Annotated in this window: 15 protein-coding genes and 1 tRNA gene; 2 read left to right on the top strand and 14 right to left on the bottom strand. The window is 70.3% G+C overall.

Going from position 1 to position 21,753, the window contains the following annotated elements; genetic code table 11:
- Nucleotides 1-19: 19 nt before the first annotated feature.
- The 3 genes from eno to HS109_03885 form a co-directional block, all read right to left on the bottom strand.
- Nucleotides 20-1,306, bottom strand: coding sequence for a phosphopyruvate hydratase (eno, locus tag HS109_03895; protein ID MBE7521511.1), 1,287 nt, complete (start codon nt 1,304-1,306; stop codon nt 20-22).
- Nucleotides 1,307-1,473: 167 nt separating this feature from the next.
- Nucleotides 1,474-2,322 (bottom strand): 3-deoxy-8-phosphooctulonate synthase, encoded by an 849-nt coding sequence (gene kdsA / locus HS109_03890; GenBank protein ID MBE7521510.1) that lies wholly within the window; start codon nt 2,320-2,322, stop codon nt 1,474-1,476.
- A gap of 170 nt (nt 2,323-2,492) precedes the next feature.
- Complete coding sequence (locus HS109_03885; GenBank protein ID MBE7521509.1) at nt 2,493-4,172, bottom strand: CTP synthase; 1,680 nt, start codon at nt 4,170-4,172, stop codon at nt 2,493-2,495.
- A gap of 159 nt (nt 4,173-4,331) precedes the next feature.
- On the opposite strand from HS109_03885, the gene HS109_03880 reads away from it, so the two are divergent.
- A complete protein-coding gene (locus tag HS109_03880) occupies nt 4,332-6,044 on the top strand; it encodes a urocanate hydratase (GenBank protein ID MBE7521508.1) in 1,713 nt (570 codons plus the stop codon).
- Nucleotides 6,045-6,353: 309 nt separating this feature from the next.
- On the opposite strand, the gene gltX is transcribed toward HS109_03880, so the two are convergent.
- Together gltX and HS109_03870 are read right to left on the bottom strand one after the other, a co-directional pair.
- A complete protein-coding gene (gene gltX / locus HS109_03875) occupies nt 6,354-7,784 on the bottom strand; it encodes a glutamate--tRNA ligase (GenBank protein ID MBE7521507.1) in 1,431 nt (476 codons plus the stop codon).
- Nucleotides 7,785-8,006: 222 nt separating this feature from the next.
- Nucleotides 8,007-8,936 (bottom strand): hypothetical protein, encoded by a 930-nt coding sequence (locus HS109_03870; protein MBE7521506.1) that lies wholly within the window; start codon nt 8,934-8,936, stop codon nt 8,007-8,009.
- A 374-nt stretch (nt 8,937-9,310) separates the two neighbouring features.
- Here HS109_03870 and HS109_03865 point away from each other — a divergent pair.
- Nucleotides 9,311-9,385: transfer RNA gene (locus HS109_03865), tRNA-Val, on the top strand.
- Between the two features lie 81 nt (nt 9,386-9,466).
- Here the strand turns inward: HS109_03865 and HS109_03860 are convergent.
- The 9 genes from HS109_03860 to HS109_03820 all read right to left on the bottom strand — a co-directional run bounded on the left by HS109_03860 (nt 9,467) and on the right by HS109_03820 (nt 21,742).
- Nucleotides 9,467-10,378: a LysR family transcriptional regulator gene (locus tag HS109_03860; protein ID MBE7521505.1), complete on the bottom strand. Its 912-nt coding sequence runs from the start codon at nt 10,376-10,378 to the stop codon at nt 9,467-9,469.
- On the bottom strand, nt 10,375-11,244 hold the full coding sequence (gene galU, locus HS109_03855) for a UTP--glucose-1-phosphate uridylyltransferase GalU (GenBank protein MBE7521504.1): 870 nt from the start codon (nt 11,242-11,244) through the stop codon (nt 10,375-10,377). Before galU ends, HS109_03860 begins: the two co-directional genes overlap by 4 nt.
- Entirely contained in the window at nt 11,241-13,313 is a 2,073-nt protein-coding gene (gene ligA, locus HS109_03850; protein MBE7521503.1) for an NAD-dependent DNA ligase LigA, read from the bottom strand. The genes galU and ligA overlap by 4 nt, the downstream gene beginning before the upstream one ends.
- Before the next feature lie 6 nt (nt 13,314-13,319).
- Complete coding sequence (locus tag HS109_03845; GenBank protein MBE7521502.1) at nt 13,320-14,489, bottom strand: cell division protein ZipA C-terminal FtsZ-binding domain-containing protein; 1,170 nt, start codon at nt 14,487-14,489, stop codon at nt 13,320-13,322.
- 69 nt (nt 14,490-14,558) lie between these two features.
- Entirely contained in the window at nt 14,559-18,086 is a 3,528-nt protein-coding gene (gene smc, locus HS109_03840) for a chromosome segregation protein SMC (GenBank protein ID MBE7521501.1), read from the bottom strand.
- Between the two features lie 150 nt (nt 18,087-18,236).
- Nucleotides 18,237-19,277: an ATP-binding cassette domain-containing protein gene (locus tag HS109_03835; protein ID MBE7521500.1), complete on the bottom strand. Its 1,041-nt coding sequence runs from the start codon at nt 19,275-19,277 to the stop codon at nt 18,237-18,239.
- A 64-nt stretch (nt 19,278-19,341) separates the two neighbouring features.
- Entirely contained in the window at nt 19,342-20,328 is a 987-nt protein-coding gene (locus HS109_03830) for an ABC transporter ATP-binding protein (GenBank protein ID MBE7521499.1), read from the bottom strand.
- 2 nt (nt 20,329-20,330) lie between these two features.
- Complete coding sequence (locus HS109_03825) at nt 20,331-20,723, bottom strand: hypothetical protein (protein MBE7521498.1); 393 nt, start codon at nt 20,721-20,723, stop codon at nt 20,331-20,333.
- Between the two features lie 74 nt (nt 20,724-20,797).
- Entirely contained in the window at nt 20,798-21,742 is a 945-nt protein-coding gene (locus tag HS109_03820) for an ABC transporter permease (GenBank protein ID MBE7521497.1), read from the bottom strand.
- Nucleotides 21,743-21,753: the final 11 nt, after the last annotated feature.

Raw genomic sequence — 21,753 nt, 5'->3', positions numbered from 1 at the left:
CCTGCTTCGGGAGGGGGCGTCATCCCTCGAGGTTGAAGAAGGCGTCGCGCCCCGGATAGGACGCGGCGTCGCCCAGGTCCTCCTCGATGCGGAGGAGCTGGTTGTACTTCGCGATGCGGTCGGAGCGCGAGAGCGACCCGGTCTTGATCTGGCCGGCGTTGGTGCCCACCGCGATGTCCGCGATGATGCTGTCCTCGGTCTCGCCCGAGCGGTGCGAGACGACCGCGGTGTAGCGGGCCCGGTTCGCCATCGTGATGGCGGCGAAGGTTTCCGAGAGCGTGCCGATCTGGTTGATCTTGACGAGGATCGAGTTCGCGACGCCCTTCGCGATCCCCTGCTTCAGGATCTTCGTGCTGGTGCAGAAGATGTCGTCGCCGACGAGCTGCACGTCGCGGCCGAGACGCTCGGTCAGCGCCTTCCAGCCGTCCCAGTCGTGCTCGGACATGCCGTCCTCGATGCTGACGATCGGATACTTGCCGCACCAGGTGGCGAGCACGTCGATCATCTGCGCGCTCGTCAACACGCGGTTCTCGCCCTCCAGCCGGTAGGCGCCGTCGACGAAGTACTCGGACGCTGCGCAGTCGAGCGCGAGCGCGATGTCGCGCCCCGGCTCGTAGCCGGCCCGGTCGATCGCCTCGACCAGCAACTGCAGCGCCGACTCGTTCGACGGCAGGTCCGGCGCGAAGCCGCCTTCGTCGCCCACCGTCGTCGGCATGCCGCGCGCGTCGATCAGCTTCTTCAGCGTGTGGAACACCTCGGCGCCGTAGCGCAATGCCTCGCGGAACGAGGGCGCGCCGAGCGGCACGAGCATGAACTCCTGCAGGTCGATCTTGTTGTTCGCGTGCGCCCCGCCGTTGATCACGTTCATCAGCGGCACCGGGAGCTGCATCTCGCCCGCGCCCCCGAGGTAGCGGTAGAGCGGCAGCGAGGACTCCTCGGCCGCGGCCTTCGCGACCGCGCAGGACACCGCGAGGATGGCGTTCGCGCCGAGCCGGCCCTTGTTCTCGGTGCCGTCGAGCTCGCAGAGCGTCTTGTCGATGAGTCCCTGCTCGGTGGCGTCGAGCCCGAGGATCGCCTCGCAGATCTCGGTGTTGACGTGCTCGACCGCGCGCGTGACGCCCTTGCCGCCGTAGCGCTTCGCGTCGCCGTCGCGCAACTCGACCGCCTCTTTCGACCCGGTCGAGGCGCCGGAGGGCACGGCCGCGCGGCCCGACACGCCCGATTCCAGCACGACGTCGGCTTCGATGGTGGGATTGCCGCGGGAATCGAGGATCTCGCGGGCGATGACGTCGACGATGGCGCTCATTGGCAGGGATCAGGGATCAGAGGTCAGGGATCAGAAGCGGCAGCGGCAATCGAACGCCGGTGGCGCGGCATCGAGCCGCGATGGGAGCCCGCGATGTGCGATGAATGGAGGGATCATGCACCGTCCAGGGCGCCCACGCGGGTGGGCATGATGGTGGCCGGTACGGATCATCGCGAGGCCATCAGTTCGGCTTCAGGCAGGCTGCGGCGCTTGACCGAGACATCGAGTTCGACGAGCGTCTCGAGCAGCGCGCGCATCCGCGGCAGCGGCCAGGCGTTCGGGCCGTCGGAGAGTGCCTTCGCGGGGTCGGGGTGGGTCTCCATGAACACGCCCGCGACACCGGCCGCGACCGCCGCACGCGCGAGCACCGGCACGAACTCGCGCTGTCCGCCCGACGAGGTGCCCTGCCCGCCCGGAAGCTGCACCGAGTGCGTCGCGTCGAACACGACCGGGCATCCGGTTCCGCGCATGATCGCGAGCGAGCGCATGTCCGAGACGAGGTTGTGGTAGCCGAACGACGCCCCGCGCTCGCACACGAGGATGTTGTCCGCGCCGCTCGCGGCCTTCGCCTTAGCTACGACCTGCGTCATGTCCTCCGGCGCGAGGAACTGGCCCTTCTTGATGTTGACCGGCCTGCCCGAGCGCGCGACCGCCTGGATGAAGTCGGTCTGCCGGCACAGGAACGCCGGCGTCTGCAGCACGTCGACGACTTCCGCGACCGTGGCGATCTCGTCCGCTTCGTGGACGTCGGTCAGCACCGGCACGCCGACCTGCCGCTTCACTTCGGCGAGGATCGAGAGCCCTTCGTCGATCCCCGGGCCGCGGTAGCTCGCGTGCGAGCTGCGGTTCGCCTTGTCGTAGCTCGACTTGAAGACGAACGGAATGCCGAGCGCCCCGGTCATCTCCTTCAGCGCACCGGCCACGTCCACCTGCAGCGTGCGCGACTCGACGACGCAGGGACCCGCGATCAGGAACAACGGCCGGTCGAGGCCGACGTCGAAGCCGCACAGATTCATGAAGCGCGAAGGGGGAAGGGGGAAGGGGGAAGAGTGCCGCGTTGCCGACGCGAACGCTCCCGTAAAGGTGACGAACCGAGTTCGACCCCGACGCGCGCATCACGCCGCCGCACCCTTCCCTCTTCCCCCGTCCCCCTTCCCGGCATGTCCCCTTCTCCCTTCCCGGCACTTCAAAGGGAGGCGACCAGTTCCGCCACCGCCGAAGCGGAATCCCCGCCGGCGCCGCGACGCGCGAGCCCGGCGCGCACGAAGCTCACGAAGAGCGGATGCCCGCGGCGCGGGTTCGACGTGAACTCGGGATGGAACTGGCAACCGAAGAACCACGGGTGATCGGCGAGCTCGATCATCTCGCACAGGTCGCCCGCGGTTTCGCTCTTCGCGCGCGCGCTCACCACGAGACCGGTCGCCTCGAGGCGAGGCAGGTAGTGGTTGTTGACTTCGTAGCGGTGGCGGTGGCGCTCGGCCACCGTGATCGAACCGTAGATGCGGTGCGCGAGCGAGCCGGGCACGACCTCGCAGGGTTGCGCGCCCAGGCGCATCGTGCCGCCCAGGTCCGAACTCTCGGTACGCCGTTCGATGTTGCCATCGCGGTCCTGCCACTCGGTGATGAGCGCGACCACCGGATGCGGCGTGTCGGGATCGAACTCGGTCGAATTCGCGTTCGCGAGACCGGCGCGGTGGCGCGCGTGCTCGATCACCGCGAGCTGCATGCCGAGGCAAATGCCGAGGTAGGGGACGTGGCGCTCGCGGGCGTAGCGGATCGCCCGGATCTTGCCCTCGACGCCGCGCTTGCCGAACCCGCCAGGCACGAGGATCGCGTCCATGCCCTCGAGCGCCCCGACGCCGTCGCGCTCGATCGCCTCGGAGTCGACGTAGTGGATCTCCACGCGGCTTCGCGTGTGGATGCCGGCGTGGATGAGCGCCTCGGAGAGCGACTTGTACGATTCGGTCAGATCGACGTACTTGCCGACCATCGCGACGCTCACCGTGTGCTCGGGATGCTCGAGGGCGTCGGTGAGCCGGTTCCATCCCGACAGGTCGGCCGGCCTCGGGTCGATCGCGAGCTTGCGGCACACGATCGTGTCGAGGCCCTCCGCGTGCAGCGCGGCGGGGATCTTGTAGATGGAATCCGCGTCGAGCGCCGGAATGACGGCCTCGGGCGCGACGTTGGTGAACAGCGCGATCTTGCGCCGGTCGCCGTCGGGAATCGGACGGTCGGCGCGGCACAGCACGACGTCGGGCTGGATGCCGATCTCGCGAAGCTCCTTCACCGAGTGCTGCGTCGGCTTGGTCTTCATCTCGCCCGCGGTCGGGATGTACGGGACGAGCGTCAGGTGGATGTAGCAGACGTTCTCGCGGCCGACCTGGATGCCCATCTGCCGGATCGCCTCGAGGAACGGCAGGCTCTCGATGTCGCCGACGGTGCCGCCGACCTCGACCACCGCGACTTCCGCGTCTCCCGCGCCCGCCGCGATCCACGCCTTGATCTCGTCGGTGATGTGCGGAATGACCTGCACGGTGCCGCCGAGGTAATCGCCCCGCCGCTCCTTGCGGATGACGCTCTCGTAGATCTGGCCGGTGGTGAAGTTGTTGCGCTTCCCCATCCGCACGTCGGTGAAGCGCTCGTAGTGCCCGAGGTCGAGGTCGGTCTCGGCGCCGTCCTCGGTCACGAACACCTCGCCGTGCTGGAACGGCGACATCGTGCCGGGATCGACGTTGATGTAGGGGTCGAGCTTGAGGTTGGTGACGCGGACGCCGCGGGAAGTGAGGATCGCGGCCAGCGACGCGGCGGCGATGCCCTTCCCCAACGAGGAAACGACGCCACCGGTCACGAAGACGTACTTGGGCATGGAATGCCTAAGGGGCCGGAAATTGTCATTCTACCGAATGCCCCCGTCCGCGCCAAGACGATTCGCCGGAGAGCGATACGCGGGACTACAATGGCGCCGCGTCTTCGTCGATCGAAGCAGCGAATGGGTGTTTCACTCCTTCGCGCACCGGAGGTTCGCATGAACGACACCACGCTCGCCCGCCAAGACCCCCGGCTCGACCCGTCACGCGTCATTCGCGCGCCGCGCGGCACGGCGCTCACCTGCCGCAGCTGGCTCACCGAAGCCGCGTACCGGATGATCCAGAACAACCTCGACCCGGAAGTCGCCGAGCACCCGCAGCACCTCGTCGTCTACGGCGGCATCGGCCGCGCGGCGCGCGACTGGCCGTCGTTCGACCGTATCCTGGCGACGCTACGGGAGCTTCGCGACGACGAGTCGCTGCTCATCCAGTCGGGCAAGCCGGTCGGCGTGTTCAAGACCCATCCGGACGCCCCGCGCGTGCTGATCGCGAACTCGAACCTGGTGCCCAAGTGGGCCACCTGGGAGCACTTCCACGAGCTCGACCGCAAGGGCCTGTTCATGTACGGGCAGATGACCGCGGGCAGCTGGATCTACATCGGCAGCCAGGGCATCGTGCAGGGCACCTACGAGACCTTCGCGGAGGCCGCGCGCCAGCACTACGGCGGCGACTTCGCCGGCCGCTGGATCCTCACCGCGGGACTGGGCGGCATGGGCGGCGCGCAGCCGCTCGCCGCGAGCTTCGCCGGCGCGACCTCGCTCGTCGTCGAGTGTCAGCAGGCGAGCCTCGACTTCCGGTTGCGCACCCGCTACCTCGACAAGCAGGCCCGCGACCTCGACGACGCGCTCGACCTCGTGCGCCACCACACCGCCCACCGCGAGGCGGTGTCGATCGGGCTCCTCGGCAACGCCGCCGACGTGCTGCCCGAACTCGTGCGCCGCGCGAAGGCCGGCGGCCCCCGCCCCGACCTCGTCACCGACCAGACCTCCGCGCACGATCTCGTCCACGGCTACCTGCCGGCGGGCTGGAGCGTCGAGCGGTGGAAGGACGCGCAGCGCGATCCCTCGCTGCACGCTTCGCTCGTCGACGCCGCGTCGGCTTCCTGCGCGGTCCACGTGCGCGCGATGCTCGACTTCCACGCGATGGGCGTGCCGACGGTCGATTACGGCAACAACATCCGCCAGGTCGCGCTCGACCGTGGCGTGCTGGACGCCTTCGCCTTCCCCGGTTTCGTCCCGGCGTACATCCGCCCGCTCTTCTGCGAAGGCAAGGGCCCGTTCCGCTGGGTGGCACTGTCCGGCGATCCCGAGGACATCCGCAGGACCGACGCGAAGGTGAAGGAACTCTTCCCGGAAAACCGGCACGTCCACCGCTGGCTCGACATGGCGGGGAGCCGCATCGCGTTTCAGGGCCTGCCCGCGCGCATCTGCTGGCTCGGCCTGGGCGAGCGCGACCGGGCCGGACTCGCGTTCAACGACATGGTCGCCTCGGGCGAGTTGAAGGCGCCGATCGTCATCGGCCGCGACCACCTCGACACCGGCTCGGTCGCGAGTCCCAACCGCGAAACCGAGGCGATGCGCGATGGCACCGACGCGGTGTCCGACTGGCCGCTCCTGAATGCGTTGCTCAACACCGCGGGCGGCGCGACCTGGGTGTCGCTGCACCACGGCGGCGGCGTCGGCATGGGCTACTCGCAGCACGCCGGCATGGTGATCGTCGCCGACGGCACCGAGGCGGCGCGCCGCCGGCTCGCGCGCGTGCTGGTGAACGACCCCGGATCCGGCGTGATGCGCCACGCCGACGCGGGCTACGACTCCGCGATCGAGACCGCGCGTCGCCACGGACTCGTCCTTCCGATGCTGGGCGCCTGAGCAGGTCGGCCTTCAGGCCGACATCTGCCCCTGTAGGTCGGCCTTCAGGCCGACAGGTTCCGAAGCGCGCCGCATCGCGTCGGGCTGAAGCCCGACCCACGGGAGCGGTTGTGCGTCGGCCTTCAGGCCGACAGGTTCCGAGCGCGCCGCATCGCGTCGGGCTGAAGCCCGACCCACGGGAGCGGTTGTGGGTCGGCCTTCAGGCCGACGGGTTCCGAAGCGCGCCGCATCGCGTCGGGCTGAAGCCCGACCCACGGGTTCGCGATGTCGGGCTGAAGCCCGACCCACGACATCTTCGTAGATCGGCCTTCAAGCCGGCGCCTTACCCTCCGACCAACGCGCGAGACCCGCCGCAATCCGGGAGCGCACCGCATCGCGCCCGACGAGTTCGAGCACGGCATCGAGCGACGGAGTCTGCGTCGTCCCCGCCACCAGCATCCGCAGCGGCATGAAGAGCTGCGGCGGCTTGAGTCCGTGCTTCTTCGCTTCGGACTTGAGGCGCTCGCCGATCGCCTCGCGCGTCCACGGCAGGTCTTCGAACGCTTCGGCAATCGCCGCAACCGCAGGCCGGTTCTGCTCGGTCAGGTGTTCGGCGACCTTGTCGCGCGGCGGATGCGGCATCGCGTAGAAGTAGTGCGCGGCGTCGGCCATTTCAGTGAGCGTGCGGACCCGATCGCGGAGCAGCACCGCGACCGCGCCGGGATCGGGACCTGTCGCAGGGTCGAGGCCGGCGCGCTCGAGGTACGGTCGTAGTCGCGCGCCGAGTTCGGCGGCGTCCATCCGCTTCATGTGCTCCTGGTTGACCCAGTGGAGCTTGTCGGTGTTGAACCGCGACGGCGCCGGATTGATCGCGTCGAGGTCGAACCACGACACGAACTCCGCCGGCGAGAAGACCTCGTCGTCGCCGTGCGCCCATCCGAGGCGCGCGAGGAAGTTCACCATCGCCTCCGGCAGGTAGCCCGCGGCCTCGTACTCCATCACCGACACGGCGCCATGGCGCTTGGAGAGCTTCTGCCCGTCCTCGCCCAGCACCGTGGGCACGTGCGCGAACACCGGCGACTCGCGGCCCAGCGCCCGGAAGATGTTGATCTGGCGCGGCGTGTTGTTCACGTGGTCGTCGCCGCGGATCACGTGGGTGATGCGCATGTCGATGTCATCGACGACCACGCAGAAGTTGTAGGTCGGCGTCCCGTCGGCGCGCGCGATGACGAGGTCGTCGAGTTCCGCGTTCGCGAACTCGATGCGGCCCTTGACCCGATCGTCCCACGCGACACCTCCGCCGTCGGGATTGCGGAAGCGCACGACCGGCGCGACGCCCGGCGGCGGCACGAGCCCGTTCGCCGCCGCATGCTCGGGGCGCCAGCGACCGTCGTAGCGCGGCTTCTCGCCCGCGGCCATCTGCCTCGCCCGCAGCGCATCGAGTTCGTCGGTCGACATGTAGCAGCGGTAGGCGAGTCCGCGCGCGAGCATGTCGTCGATGACCGCACGGTAGCGATCCATCCGCTGCATCTGGTAGTACGGGCCTTCGTCGTAGTCGAGCCCGAGCCAGGCCATGGCGTCGAGGATCGCCTGCACCGCCTCCGGCGTCGAACGTGCGAGGTCGGTGTCCTCGACACGCAAGACGAAGGCGCCGCCGTGCCGGCGGGCGTAGGCCCACGAGAAGAGCGCCGTGCGGGCGCCCCCGAGGTGCAGGAAGCCGGTGGGGCTGGGGGCGAAGCGGGTGCGGACGTCAGTCATCAGGTATCAGGTATCAGGTATCAGGTATCAGGTATCAGGTATCAGGTATCAGGTATCAGGTAACAGGTATCAGGTAACAGGTATCAGGTAACAGGGAACAGGGAACAGGGAACAGGGAACAGGGAACAGGAATCGGGGGTCGACAATGGATCGCCACAGAATGTGCACAGTTTACGTGCCTGTCCCACGCTCGCCCATTGCGCGAGCCGCGGCCTCTGATCCCTGTTACCTGTTACCTGTTACCTGTTGCCTGACGTCGATCGCCCGCCGCACCAGCGCGACGTGCTCGCGCAGCGTGTAGGCCTCGCTGGCGTGACTCGCGGGCACGCGTATCCGCACGGCGGCAGCCTCGAGCAGCAGGTTGATGAGCGCAGGCGGCAGGTCGTCGCGCGCGACGAGCATGGCCTCGGTGGAGATGAGCGTCACGTCCTCCGGAGGGAGGTCGAGCCCGAAATCGACGACCCCCATCGGCAGCACGAGCCTCGTGATGTGGTCGAACCTGCGCTGGTAGGCCGCCGCGCGCCGGAAGTTCATGAGCTTCAGGTCCCGGTCGTGCAGTGCCTGGAAGATCGCCGGCGCATGGACGCCACCCACGAACATCGCGGCGTCGACGCGCCCCTGCTGGAGGGCGCGCAGCGCCTCGACGCCTCCGATCGGATCGAGCGTGGTGTTGAAACCGGTCAGGTTGTTCGCCGCGAGGAGCGGTTCGATGAACGGTTTCACACCCTCTTCAGGATGGCCGATGGCGATCTTCCGGTAACGCAGTTCGTCCAGGCGGTCGAGCGTCCGGGGGCCGCGAGTGAACACCCAGAGCGGCTCGTAGTAGAGCGCGGCGAGCATGACGACGCGGTCCGGTTTCCTCATCACGCCGCCATGCATGAACGCCACGTCCACGCCCGACCCGGGATCGGCGATGAGCCGCGCGTTCTCGGCGACACCCTTGGACCCGCGCTCGACCAGCGTCACGCCGTCGCGCGCGAGGGTCGCACGATAGCGCGCCGCGAACGCCGAGTACTGGCTGCCCGCCGGACCGGTCGCGATCGTGATCGTGCGCGGGATCGACGCCTGCAGCATCCATGCTCCGATCGCCGCGAGCAGGATGAGCATGCCCACCACCGCGGTGCCTCGAAGGAGCCTCGTGTGGGTAGGGCTCATGGCATCACAGCATGGCCGCCGTCGGGAAACGACCATGGCGGGCATCGGGAGGCTCGGTCGCTCCGGCCCGACGGGCGTGCCGACCATGCGGTCGCGCGGTCCGATCGGGATCCGGCATCTCGACGCGGCAGGCGGCGGCCATTCGCCTGGGTTCGGGACCCTTCATGGCGCAATCGGGAAGCCTTGGGCAAAATCGTTGGAAAATCCAGCAATTGGGTACTGCCCTATCGCTGCGGAGTCGTTAACGCACCAGGATGCGGCACTTTCACGCACCATTCTGGTGCGCCTGGCTCTGGACCAGCCTCCGGCGCGCTTCCGCCGTTTACTCGCCGCCGCCCTTTGTGCTCTAATGCAGGCTCCTGTCTGGGTTCGCGGGGCGTTTAGCTCAGTGGTAGAGCACTGCCTTCACACGGCAGGGGTCGCTGGTTCGAACCCAGCAATGCCCACCACATCGAACCAAGGGGTTATGCGCAAAGCGTAACCCCTTTTTTTTTGCCGGCCGCGCCCACGCGATCCCGATTGCCCGGCGCTCAGGAACGCGAACCCGCGCGCGGAGCCTGCGGGCGGATCGAGGCGACGGCGCGCCTGATCGCCTCGATCGCCTTCGGCCGCGGGAAGCTCTTGCGGCACGCCACCGCGATCCGGCGCGTCGGAACCGGCTTCGCGAACGGCACCGGCACCACGAGCTGGCTGTGGAAACGCGGCGTCAGCGCATCGCGCGGCAGCACCGACACGCCGAGCCCGGACGCCACCATGTTGCGGACCGTCTCGAGCGAATTGGTGCGCGCGGTCGGCACGTCCTGGCGGTTCAGTTCCGGACAGGCGTCGAGCACCTGGTCGCGGAAGCAGTGCCCGACGTTCAACAGGATCGCGTGTTCGCCGGCGAGTTCGTCGGGATGGACCGACTTGCGTTTCGCCCACTTGTGGTTCGACGGTACGACGACCTGGAACGGCTCCTCGTAGAGAAACTCGCTCTGCACGCCGGGCGGGGCGAACGGCAGCGCGATGATCGCCGCGTCGAGCCGCCCGCTCTTCAGCTCGATTTCCAGCACTTCGGTCAGGTTCTCCTCCAGCTCGAGCGGCATCCCCGGCGCGAGCTCGTGGAGCGCGGGCACCAGGTCCGGCAGCAGGTAGGGGGCGACGGTGTAGATGACGCCGAGCTTGAGCGGTCCGGCGAGCTGGTCGCGTCCCGCCTGCGCGAGTTCGCGGATCCGGGAAGCTTCCTCGAGCACGCGCTGCGCCTGCTCGACCACGCGCTCGCCGACCGCCGTGATGCTCACCTCCGACTTGCCCCGCTCGAAGAGCTGCGCGCCCAGTTCATCCTCGAGCTTCTGGATCGCGACCGACAGCGCCGGCTGGCTGACGAAGCACTTCGCCGCCGCGCGTCCGAAGCTCCGCTCCTGGGCGACCGCGACGATGTAGCGCAGCTCGTTTAACGTCACGTCCGCCTCGTGGCGAGGTAGCGGGCGAACGCCGCGCCGGTTTCCGGATGCTTGAGTCCGTAGTCGAGCGTCGCCTCCAGGTAGCCCAGGCGCGAGCCGCAGTCGTAGCGCCGGCCGTCGAACGCGTAGGCCAGCACCTTCTCGTCGGCGCACAGCCGCGCGATCGCGTCGGTCAGTTGGATCTCGCCCCCCGCGCCCGGCGGCATCGTGCGCAGGTGATCGAAGATGCGAGGCGAGAGCACGTATCGGCCGACCACGCCCAGGCGCGAGGACGTCGCGCCCGGCTTCGGCTTCTCGACGATCCGGTCGACCGGCGCGAACCCGCCCGGAAGCGCGTCCGCCTCGACGATGCCGTAACTCTGGACCTCCTCGGGCGCCACGGTCATCACGCCGATCACCGAAGCCTCCTCGCGGGCGGCGAGGTCGACCATCTGCTTCATCACCGGTACGCGCGCGTCGATCAGGTCGTCGGCGAGGAACACCGCGAACGGCTCGTCGTCGATCACCGGCTCCGCGCAGAGCACCGCGTGTCCGAGCCCGAGCGCCTCGGTCTGGCGGATGTAGATGCAGTTGATGCCGGCCGGCGTGGCCGACTGGACCTGTTCGAGCAGCCGGGTCTTGTTGCGCAGCGCAAGTTCGGTCTCGAGCTCGTAGGCCTTGTCGAAGTGGTCCTCGATCGCCCGCTTGCTGCGCCCGGTGATGAAGATCATGTCGGTGATGCCCGCCGCCGCGGCCTCCTCGACCGCGAACTGGATCAGCGGCTTGTCGACGATCGGCAGCATCTCCTTCGGGCTCGCCTTGGTCACCGGCAGGAACCGGCTGCCGAGCCCGGCGACCGGGAACACCGCCTTGCGGATCCGTCTCATCGTTTTCCCTTCCCCGCGATCAATGCCTTCAGTCCGTCCTCGTCCAGCACCGGAATGCCGAGTTCACCGGCCTTCGCGAGCTTGCCGCCCGCGTCGGCTCCGGCGACCACGTAGCTCGTCTTCGCCGAGACGCTGCCGGCAGCCTTGCCGCCCGCAGCCTCGATCATCGCCTTCGCCTCCTCGCGGCTCAACGTCGGCAGCGTGCCGGTCAGCACCAGCGTCAGGCCGGCGAGCGCGCCTTCCACCTCGCTTCGCGCCGGGGCGTGTTCGGTCCAGCGCACGCCCGCCGCGCGCAGCCGTTCGATGCCCTCCCGGTTGTGCGCCTCGGCGAAGAAGCGCGCGATGCTCTCCGCGAGCACCGGCCCGACCTCGTTCACTTCGAGGAGCGAAGCCTCGTCCGCGTCCATCAGCGCGTCGAGCCCGCCGTAGTGGCGCGCGAGGTCGCGCGCGGTCGACTCGCCGACGTGGCGGATGCCGAGCGCGTAGATGAAGCGCTGCAGCGTCGTGTCCTTGCTCCGTTCGATCGCGGCGACCAGGTTGCCGGCGCTGCGCTCGGCCATCCGGTCGAGTGCGGCGAGCTTCGCGACGCCGAGCGTGTAGAGGTCGGCGGGCGTGCGCACGATGCGGCCGTCCACCAACTGGTCGACCAGCTTGTCGCCCAGGCCTTCGATGTCGAGCGCCCGCCGGCTCGCGAAGTGCAGCAGCGACGCCTTGCGCTGCGCCGGGCACACGAGTCCGCCGGTGCAGCGGGCGACGACCTCGCCCTCGAGGCGCACGATCGCGGAATCGCATTCCGGACACCGTGTCGGCATCTCGAAGGGCCGGGCGTCGGGCGGACGCCGCTCCGGCAACGCGCGCACCACCTGCGGGATGACGTCGCCGGCGCGGCGCACGATCACCGTGTCCCCGATCATGAGGTCCCTGCGCCGGATCTCGTCCTCGTTGTGCAGCGTGACGTTGGTGACCGTCGTGCCGCCGACGAACACCGGATCGACGCGCGCGACCGGCGTGATCGCGCCGGTCCGCCCGACCTGCACGTCGATGGCGACGAGGCGTGTCGCCATCTCCTCCGGCGGGAACTTGTGAGCGATCGCCCAGCGCGGTTCGCGGGTGCGGAAGCCGAGCCGCTCCTGCAGCGCGAGGCTGTCGACCTTGTAGACGACGCCGTCGATCTCGAACGGCAGTTCGTCGCGTCGCGCCTCGACGGCTTCGTAGTACCCGGCGAGCGCTTCGCCGCCGCGGGCGATCTCGCGGTCGCCATTGACCGGCAAACCGAATGCCGAGAGCGCGTCGAGCAGCGCGGACTGCGTCGCCGGAAGCGTCCAGCCTTCGGTCTCGCCGATGCCGTAGGCGAAGAAGTGCAGGGGGCGCTGCGCGGTCATCGCCGGGTCGAGCTGGCGCACCGCGCCCGCCGCCGTGTTGCGCGGATTGACGTACAGGCGCAGTCCGGCCGCCTCCTGCCGCGCATTCAGCTCCGCGAAATCTTCGCGCGTCATGTAGATCTCGCCGCGCACCTCGAGCACCGGCGGCACCCGGCCGTCGAGCTTCTGCGGGATCTCGCCGATGGTTCGGACGTTGGCCGTCACGTCCTCGCCGGTCTCGCCGTCGCCGCGCGTGGCCGCGACCCGCAGCACGCCGTCCTCGTAACGCAGGCTCATCGCGAGGCCGTCGAACTTGAGCTCGGCCATGTACTCGACCGGCGGATCGTCCGGCAGAAGGCCGAGTTCGCGGCGCATGCGCGCGTCGAAGGCGAGCGCACCCTCGGCCGTCGTCAGGGTCTCGGTCTGGATCGAGAGCATCGGCACGCGATGGCGCACCGGGGCGAACTGCGCAGCGCGGCTGCCGCCGACGTGCTGCGTCGGCGAGTCCGGAGTCACGAGCGACGGGTGCGCCGATTCCAGCGCCTCGAGTTCGCGATAGAGCGCGTCGTACTCGGCGTCGCTCACCGAGGGCGCATCTTCGTCATAGTAGCGCCGGTTGTGCTCGACGATGGCGGCGCGAAGCGCCGCCGCCCGCTCGCGTGCCGCGGCGCTCGCGCCGCGTTCCCGGGCGGTGCGCGAGGCCGCCATGGCCGTTCAGGCCGCGAAGAGCTTGTGCGCGCGCGGGCTGCCCGGGTCGATCTGCGCGCGGGCGAGGAGTTCGCTCGCCTGGGCCACCTGCGTACGGATCGCCGCCAGCGCGGTATCGGTGAGCGGGCGCTGGTTGTCGTCGACGAGTTCCCCGCCCAGCGTGTGGGCCATGCGTTTCGCGGCGAGCCGGAGCTGGTCGAAGGCGCGCGGAGGGTCGGCCACGCGCGGCACGTCGAGTACCAGCACCACCCCCGGGAACGACGACGCGCGCATCGCGTCCGCGGTGAACAGCTCGCCCCTGGCGTTCTGCAGCGTGTAGAGCACCGCGCCGGTCTCCTCCTGCACGTACTCGAAACGCCCGGTCGGGGCGAGGCGGAATCCCGCGGCCTCGGCTACGCCGCGGAGCTTGGTGCCCGGGATGGGTGAACCGTCGGCCTTCTGGATCGTGAGCCCGATCTGCATGTCGAGTTCCGCGCACAGGCGGTCGAGTTCCTCGGCCCGCACCGCCTCGTCCTCCGCAGTCGCCGCGGACCAGGCCGCCGGGAGACGGGGCGCAAGTTCTGCGACCACCTGGTGGAACGCCTCGATCTGCGCGCGGGTCGCCGCGCCGTTGCGGTCGGCGAGCAGCAGGCAGGCCGCGAACTCGCCGAACTCGCCGGGCGTGTCTCCGGTCACCCGCTGCCAGGTCGCCTGCGCGTCGCGCCGGCCGAACCAGCGCAACGGCTTGCCCAGTCGGGCGTGCAGTCCCGCCGCCAGCGTTCCCGCCGCGGCAGGCTTCACCGGCTGCAGCGTCACGACGCATTCGATCTCGGGGTCCGGCTGCGGATGGGTGCCCTGCGCGGCCGGCGGATCGGCCATCGCGCTGCGGGTGATCGGTGCCGCCAGGCTCTCGCCGGCGTCGGCCGCCTCGTCCGCGAGCGTTTCGGTCTCCTCCATCGGAATGCCGAACGGCTCGCCGCTCACCGGTATCGTCGACGCGGGCGACGCGGCGCTCGCCGGGCCATTCGCGAGCGTCGGCTCGACACGCCCGCCGGGTCGCGCACCGCCGTTCGCCCGCGCCGGCGCTTCAGGCCGATGCCGCGCGCGGCGAAGCTGCCAGGCGTTGTAGACGACCACGCCCAGGACGAGCGCGATGCCCGCGACGATGAGACCGATCTGGAGCGTGGAGAGCCGCATGGGCACCGGACGGAAAGGAGCCGTCCGATTATAGACCCGCGTCGGGCGATAGCCGACGCGCCGCGGCCATCAGGCCGCCTGCGGCGTCCGCATCGCGAAGTCGATCGCGTCGGCGATGTCGACGGCGACCACGCGCGAGACGCCCGGCTCCTGCATCGTGATCCCGACGAGCTGGTTCGCGATCTCCATCGTGATCTTGTTGTGCGAGATGAACAGGAACTGGGTCTCGCCCGACATGTCGCGCACCAGCCGGCAGAAACGTTCGGTGTTCGGATCGTCGAGCGGCGCGTCGACCTCGTCCAACAGGCAGAACGGGGCCGGGTTGATCTGGAACAGCGCGAAGACGAGCGAGGTCGCGGTGAGCGCCTTCTCGCCGCCCGACAGCAGATGGATCGAACTGTTGCGCTTGCCCGGCGGCTGCGCGAAGACCTGGACCCCGGAGTCGAGGATCTCCTCGCCAGTGAGGACGAGTCGCGCCTGGCCGCCGCCGAAGAGCGCCGGAAACAACTTGCCGAAGTTCGCGTTGACCACGTCGAAGGTCTGCTGGAGCAGCGCCCGTGACTCCCGGTCGATCTGGCGGATCGCGGCTTCGAGCGTGCCCATCGCCTCGGTCAGGTCGGCGGCCTGCCGGTCGAGATAGTCCTTGCGCTCGCGCGACTGGGCGAGTTCGTCGAGTGCCGCGAGGTTCACCGCGCCGAGTTCGGCGATCGCCGCGGTGAGTCTCGTGATCTCACCGGGCAGGGTCGATGCGCGTCCCCATGCCTTCAGGGCATCGGGCAGGCCGACCAGGTCGGCGTTCGCCTCGGCGAGTTGCTCGGTGAACTGCGCCTCGGCGAGCATCGCCGCCTGCGTCTTCAGTTGCAGGTCCTGGATGCGGGTACGCGCCGGCTCGAGCGCCTGCTCGCGGGCGAGCCGCGATTCGTCGCCGGCGCGAAGCTCGGCGCCGAGCGTCTCGACCCGGTCGCGCGCGGCGGCCAACGCCTGCTCGGCCTCGGCACGACGCGCGAGCTGGCGCTGCAGCGCCTCCTCGACCGGCGACCAGTCGATCGCCTCCCGTTCGCCCGACAGGCGCGCGAGCATCGTCTGCTGGCGGCCGGTCTCCGCGACGAGCCCGGCACGGCGCCGTTCGAGTTCGGCGAGGCGGTCGCGCGCGCTGCGCTCGGCGAACTCGGCCTCCTGCGACGCACGCTCGCAGGCACGCAGGCGCTCCCGCCCCGCGGCGAGCGCGGATTCCTTCATCGCCCGCTCGTCGCGGGCGACATCGCGCGCCGCCCGCCGGTCGTGGAGCCCCGACTGGAGGTCCGCGATCGCACGCACGATCGCCTCGCGCTGCGCCTGCTCCTGCTGCAGGGCGGCGTCGAGATCGGCATCGTCGCGGGCGAGTTCCGCCCGCCGCTTCGATGCGGCTTCCGCGGCTTGCCGCAACTGCGCGAGTTCGAGCTCGAGTTCGTGGCAGCGTCGCTGCTGCGACGCCAGCGCCTGCGATTCGAGGTGCCAGGCCTGCTGGCGGTCCGCCTGCTCGCTCTCGACCGCATCGAGGCTCGCGCGCGCGGCCGCCGCCGCTTCGCGCAGGCCCGGAAGCCGGGAGGCGAGCGCTTCGAGTTCGGACTGGCGCGCGAGCACGCCGTGCAGGTCCCCGTCGGGGCGAAACAACGTCACGCTTTGCGCGGTCACGAGGTGCCCGGCCGGCGTCACGAACGTCTCGCCCGCGGCGAGCGACTCCCGGTCGGCGAGCGCGTGCGCGAGCGAGTCGCGGCAGCGGACGCCATGGAGCGTGTCGGCGAGCAGGCGGGCGAGTTCGGGACGTCGCATCCGCACGCGGGCGAGCAGGCCGTCGCCGCCCGCCGCAGGCAGCGGCTGGGCGGGCGCCGCCGCGAACACCGCCATCCGGACCGGCGGCGCCTCGCCCCTCTGCTCCCAATCGAGCGCACGGTCGAGCGTTTCGACCTCGACCGCTTCGAGCCGCTCGCGCAGCACCGCTTCGAGCGCGTCGTTCCAGCCCGGCTCGACGTCGAGCGCCGTGTAGAGCTGCGCCGCGCGCGCGAGCCCGGCCCGGTCGAGCCAGCCGTCGCGATCCTCGCCGTGGCCGACCTTCGCCTGCAGTGTCGCGAGCGCCTGCTCGCGCGCTTCGAGCTCCGCGAGCGCACGGCTCGTTCCCTGCCAGGCGTCGCTCGCCTCGCGCGAGCGCTCCTGCAACCCCTGTACGGCGGCGTGCAGCGCATCGAGCGAACTCTGCTTGCCCGCGAGGTCGGCCTCCTCCTGGGCGAGCTGTTCGGCGACCTCGCGCAGCGGTCCGCTCTCCTCGGTAGGCAGCGCTGCCAGTTCCGCCGCGACACGTGAGCGCCGGTCCGCGAGCTGCGCGATCATGCGCAGCGAATTTTCGCGCCGCGTCTCGGCCACGCGCGCTTCCTGCTCGGAACCCGCGATCGCCGATTCCGCGTCGGCGAGCGCGCGCGCCGCCCCGGCGAGCGCCTCGTCGAGCGCGGGCAACGCCTGCTTCGCCGCATGCTCGTCGGCGGCGAGACGTTCGCGCACGCCGATCGCCCGCTCGAGCGTCGCGTCGAGCGAGGCCCGCTCGCCGTCCAGGGATTCGGACTGCACGGCGAGCGAGGCGAGCTGGGCGGTGAGCTCGGCGACCTGTTCGCGGATGCGCGATTCGGAGTCGCGCGCGAACGCGAGTTGCTGCTCGAGACGCGACACCTCCGCGTTCGCTTCGAAGAACCCGCCCTGCCGCTCGTGCAGCGCGTCGCCGGCGGCGTAGTGATCGGCGCGCAGGGTCTCGAGCGCGGCCTCCGCGCCGCGAAGTTCCGCCTGCAGCGACTCCAGCGCGTTGGTCGCGGCCGCGAGTTCCTGGCTCGCCCGGTCCCGCGCGCGCATCGCTTCCTGCTGCTTCGCGTACCAGGCGAGGTGCTGCGCCTGCCTGAGCCGCGCCTCCAGTTCGCGGTATTCGGAGGCGACCTTCGCCTGCCGCTCGAGACGTTCGAGCTGCCCCGCGAGTTCGATGCGGATGTCCTCGACGCGCGCGAGGTTCTCGCGCGTGTCGGAGAGCCGCCCTTCGGTTTCCTTGCGCCGCTCGCGGTACTTGGAGACGCCCGCCGCCTCCTCGAGGAACACGCGCAGTTCCTCCGGCTTCGCCTCGATCACCCGCGAGATCATGCCCTGCTCGATGATCGCGTAGGCGCGCGGCCCGAGCCCGGTGCCGAGGAAGAGATCGAAGATGTCGCGGCGGCGAACCGGAATGTTGTTGATGTAGTAGGTGCTGTCGCCGTCGCGCGTCAGCACCCGCTTGATCGCGAGCTCCGCGTACTGGCCCCACTGGCCGCCGATCCGGCCGGCGCTGTTGTCGAACGAGAGCTCGACCGAAGCCCGGCCGACCGGGGCTCGGTCGCCCGCGCCGTTGAAGATGACGTCCTGCATCGACTCGCCGCGCAGCGCCGAGGCCTTCGACTCACCCAGCACCCAGCGCACCGCGTCGATGACGTTGGACTTGCCGCAGCCGTTCGGGCCGACGATGCCGACGAGTTGTCCGGGGGTCGCGATCGTCGTGGGATCGACGAACGACTTGAACCCGGCGAGCTTGATCTGGGTGAGGCGCAAGGGCGGGAAACGGGTCGGAAGCGGGGCGCGTAACGCTCCGGCGCAACGCGAAGCGGCACCGGGCAGGACAATCGGCGGATTATAGCGGAACCCGGTGTCCCGAATGAGCGGCTCCAGCCGCCCCGCCGACACGCCGCGCGCCTTGGCCGGTCAGGCCGCCGCGCTCGCGGCGCCCCGCGCGGGAAGGCGCCCTTCGGCGACCGCATGACAGGCGACTTCTCCGCCCGCGCCATCGGACGCCGGCGTCGGCGCCTCGCGCCGACAGCGCTCGTTCGCGTGGGGACAGCGCGGATGGAACGCGCAGCCCGCGGGGGGGTCGAGCGGATTGGGCACTTCGCCGGCGACCGCGATGCGGGAGGCGCCGGTCATCCGCAGGTCCGGCACGGCGTCGAGCAGCATGCGTGTGTACGGGTGCAGCGGCGCACCGAACAGTCGCTTCGTGGAAGCGATCTCGACCACGCGCCCGAGGTACATGACCCCGACCCGGTCCGCGATGTGGTGGACCACCGCGAGGTTGTGCGAGATGAAGAGGTAGGTGAGGCCCAGGCGGCGCTGCAGGTCGCGCATCAGGTTCAGCACCTGCGCCTGCACCGACACGTCGAGCGCCGAGGTCGGCTCGTCGCACACGAGGAACGCCGGCTCGGTGGCGAGCGCACGCGCGATCGAGATGCGCTGGCGCTGTCCGCCGGAGAACTGGTGCGGGTACTTCTCGCCGTCGGCCGCCGCGAGTCCCACCTGCGCGAGGAGCGTCCGTACCCGCTCCGCGATCGCGGCCCGCGGGGGCGGATCCTCCTGCGTGACGAGCGGCTCCGCGACGATGTCCGCGACTCGCCAGCGCGGGTTGAGGCTCGCGTAGGGATCCTGGAAGATCATCTGCATCGACCGCCGCGCGCGCCGGCGCCGGCGAGCGTCGATCGCCTCCGCGCCCGGCCCGGCGAGCGCGATGCCATCGTAGGCGATCGTGCCCTGCGTCGGAGCGTGGAGCCCGACGATGAGTCGTGCGACGGTCGACTTGCCGCAGCCCGATTCGCCGACGAGACCGAGCGTTTCGCCGCGATGGATCGCGAACGTCACGCCATCGACCGCGCGCAACAACGCACGCGGCTTGCCGCCGAGCACGCGGTCGAGCCACGGCGGCGACACGTCGAACGTGCGCGCGACGCCCGACAGGCGCACCAGCGCGTCGGTCACGGCCGCTCCGTGCGGCGCAGGGCGCGAACGCCTCGCGCAACCGCGGGGACGACGGCCCCGCGCCTCACGCCGCCACCGCGTCGGCCGCCGCGACCCAGCACGCCACCCTCGTCCCGCCGGCGGATTCGAGTTCCGGGCACGCGACCCGGCAGCGCTCGACCGCGACCGGGCAGCGCGGATGGAACGCGCACCCCGGCGGGATCGCGTCGAGTCGGGGCATGGCGCCGTCGATCTGCGCGAGACGCTCGACTTCCCCGCCGATCGACGGGATCGAACCCATGAGCCCTGCCGTGTACGGATGCCGCGGCCGGTGGATCACCTCGGCCACCGGACCGATCTCGACGATGCGTCCGGCGTACATCACCGCCACGCGGTCGGCGGTTTCCGCGATCACGCCCATGTCGTGGGTGACGAGCATCACCGCGGTGCCGTGCTCGCGGCACAGGCGCTTCAGCACCTGGATGATCTGGGCCTGGATCGACACGTCCAGCGCGGTCGTCGGCTCGTCGGCGACGATGAGCTTCGGCTGCGCGCACAGCGCGAGCGCGATGACCACGCGCTGGCGCATCCCGCCGGAGAACTGGTGCGGATAGTGGTCGACGCGCCGATCCGCGGCCGGGATGCCGACTTGGTCGAGCAGCGCGACCGCCCGTGCGCGCGCCTCGCCCTCGCTCATCGGCAGATGGGTCCGGATCGTCTCGACGAGCTGGCGGCCGACGGTGTAGAGCGGGTTGAGCGAGGTGAGCGGATCCTGGAACACCGCGCCGATCTCGCGGCCGCGGATCCTGCGCAGGTCGGACGCCGGCAACGCGTCGATGCGCCGGCCGTCGAGGCGGATCTCGCCCGCGGCGATCCGTCCCGGCGGATCGATGAGCCCGATGATCGCCGACCCGGTGATCGACTTGCCGGCGCCGGACTCGCCGACCACGCCCAGCACCTCGCCGCGAGCGATCTCGAAGCTCACGTCGTGGACCGCCACGAGCGTGGCGCGCCGCGTCGGAAACTCGACGCGGAGGCCCTGCACGGCGAGGAGCGGGCCGGAGGCCGTCATCGTCAGGTGCGCGACGGTCGCGGCCACACGCAGCCGGAGATCGGCTCCTCGTGGTCGATGACCGGCACGAACTGCGGCGACAGCGGGTTCGCGAACTGGGCGTTGACGTAGTAGCGGGTGCAGGGCGCGACCTCGAGTTCGAAGTCGACCGTGGTGCCCCGGAACCCGCCGTGCCGCGGCGACGAGATCACGATCCGGTGCAGGCCCGGTTCGACCTGGACCGGCGCCCCGCCGGCCCAGCCCGATGCGCTGCCGACCGAGACGATGTCGACCGCCCGCCGGTCCATGATGGTCACGTTGAAGCGATCGCCGGTGACTTCGCTGTAGGGCGTGGACATGCTGGCGCACGATGCGGTCAGCACCGACGCGACCATGGCGATGATGGGGGTACGCATGGGTTTGCCTCCTCGTGTCGGCGCCGGGGTATCCGGCCTCCGTCGTGCCCAAACGCGCGAGCCCACCGCTCCGCCTACCGGAGCCGGGGGTTGAGGGCGTCGCGCAGCCAGTCTCCCAGCAGGTTGATCGACAGGACGATGATCACCAGCGCCGCGCCCGGGAACACGGTGATCCACCACTCGCCCGAGAACAGGAAATCGTTGCCGATGCGGATCAGCGTGCCGAGCGAGGGCTGGGTCGGCGGCACGCCCACGCCGAGGAACGACAGCGTCGCTTCGATCACGATCGCGGTCGCGATGTTGATCGTCGCCAGCACCAGCACCGGCCCGAGCACGTTGGGGAGCAGGTGGCGGCGCATGATCCCCAGCGGGGCGACGCCGATGACGCGCGCGGCCTGCACGTACTCCTTGCTCTTCTCGACCATCGTCGAGCCGCGCACGGTGCGCGCGTACTGCACCCAGTTCGACGCCGCGATCGCGAGGATCAGCACCGCGATCGCCACCTCGCCGTGCGATTCGTGCGGCAGGACGGCGCGCGCCACGCCGTCGATCAGGAGCGCGATCAGGATCGCGGGGAACGAGAGTTGCACGTCGGCGATGCGCATGATCACCGCGTCGGTGCGCCCGCCGACGTAGCCCGCGACGAGCCCCAGCCCCACGCCGACGATCACCGCCAGCAGCACCGAGGCGAACCCGACGAAGAGCGAGATGCGCGCGCCGAACATGATGGTCGAGAGCACGTCGCGTCCCTGGTCGTCGGTGCCGAGCAGGAATCCGCTCTTCGCGCCGTCCTGCCATGCGGGCGGGGCGAGCGCGTCCAGCAGGTTGAGCGACGCGAGGTCGTAGGGATGCTTCGGCGCGAGCCAGGGCGCGAACAGCGCCGCCACCACGCATACCACGAGCACGGCGAACGACGCCATCGCCACCGGGGAGCGCCGGAAGCTCCACGCGACGTCGCCGTCCCAGAAGGTGCGCGCCTTTGCCGCGAGCGATGCACGCGCGGGCGCGGTGGCCGTCATCGGATGGACTC

The organism is Burkholderiales bacterium (assembly GCA_015075645.1).
Lineage (GTDB): Bacteria > Pseudomonadota > Gammaproteobacteria > Burkholderiales > Casimicrobiaceae > VBCG01.
The sequence above is the reverse complement of the archived record's forward strand: the minus strand, read 5'-3'. Positions and strand labels throughout refer to the sequence as shown.

Excerpts from the sequence above, each read along its gene's own strand:
- HS109_03825 (MBE7521498.1), bottom strand. The coding sequence starts at position 20,723 with ATGCGTACCCCCATCATCGCCATGGTCGCGTCGGTGCTGACCGCATCG.
- HS109_03830 (MBE7521499.1), bottom strand. The coding sequence starts at position 20,328 with ATGACGGCCTCCGGCCCGCTCCTCGCCGTGCAGGGCCTCCGCGTCGAG.
- HS109_03845 (MBE7521502.1), bottom strand. The coding sequence starts at position 14,489 with ATGCGGCTCTCCACGCTCCAGATCGGTCTCATCGTCGCGGGCATCGCG.
- galU (MBE7521504.1), bottom strand. The coding sequence starts at position 11,244 with ATGAGACGGATCCGCAAGGCGGTGTTCCCGGTCGCCGGGCTCGGCAGC.
- HS109_03880 (MBE7521508.1), top strand. The coding sequence starts at position 4,332 with ATGAACGACACCACGCTCGCCCGCCAAGACCCCCGGCTCGACCCGTCA.
- kdsA (MBE7521510.1), bottom strand. The coding sequence starts at position 2,322 with ATGAATCTGTGCGGCTTCGACGTCGGCCTCGACCGGCCGTTGTTCCTG.
- HS109_03820 (MBE7521497.1), bottom strand. The coding sequence starts at position 21,742 with ATGACGGCCACCGCGCCCGCGCGTGCATCGCTCGCGGCAAAGGCGCGC.
- eno (MBE7521511.1), bottom strand. The coding sequence starts at position 1,306 with ATGAGCGCCATCGTCGACGTCATCGCCCGCGAGATCCTCGATTCCCGC.
- HS109_03870 (MBE7521506.1), bottom strand. The coding sequence starts at position 8,936 with ATGAGCCCTACCCACACGAGGCTCCTTCGAGGCACCGCGGTGGTGGGC.
- ligA (MBE7521503.1), bottom strand. The coding sequence starts at position 13,313 with ATGGCGGCCTCGCGCACCGCCCGGGAACGCGGCGCGAGCGCCGCGGCA.
- HS109_03885 (MBE7521509.1), bottom strand. The coding sequence starts at position 4,172 with ATGCCCAAGTACGTCTTCGTGACCGGTGGCGTCGTTTCCTCGTTGGGG.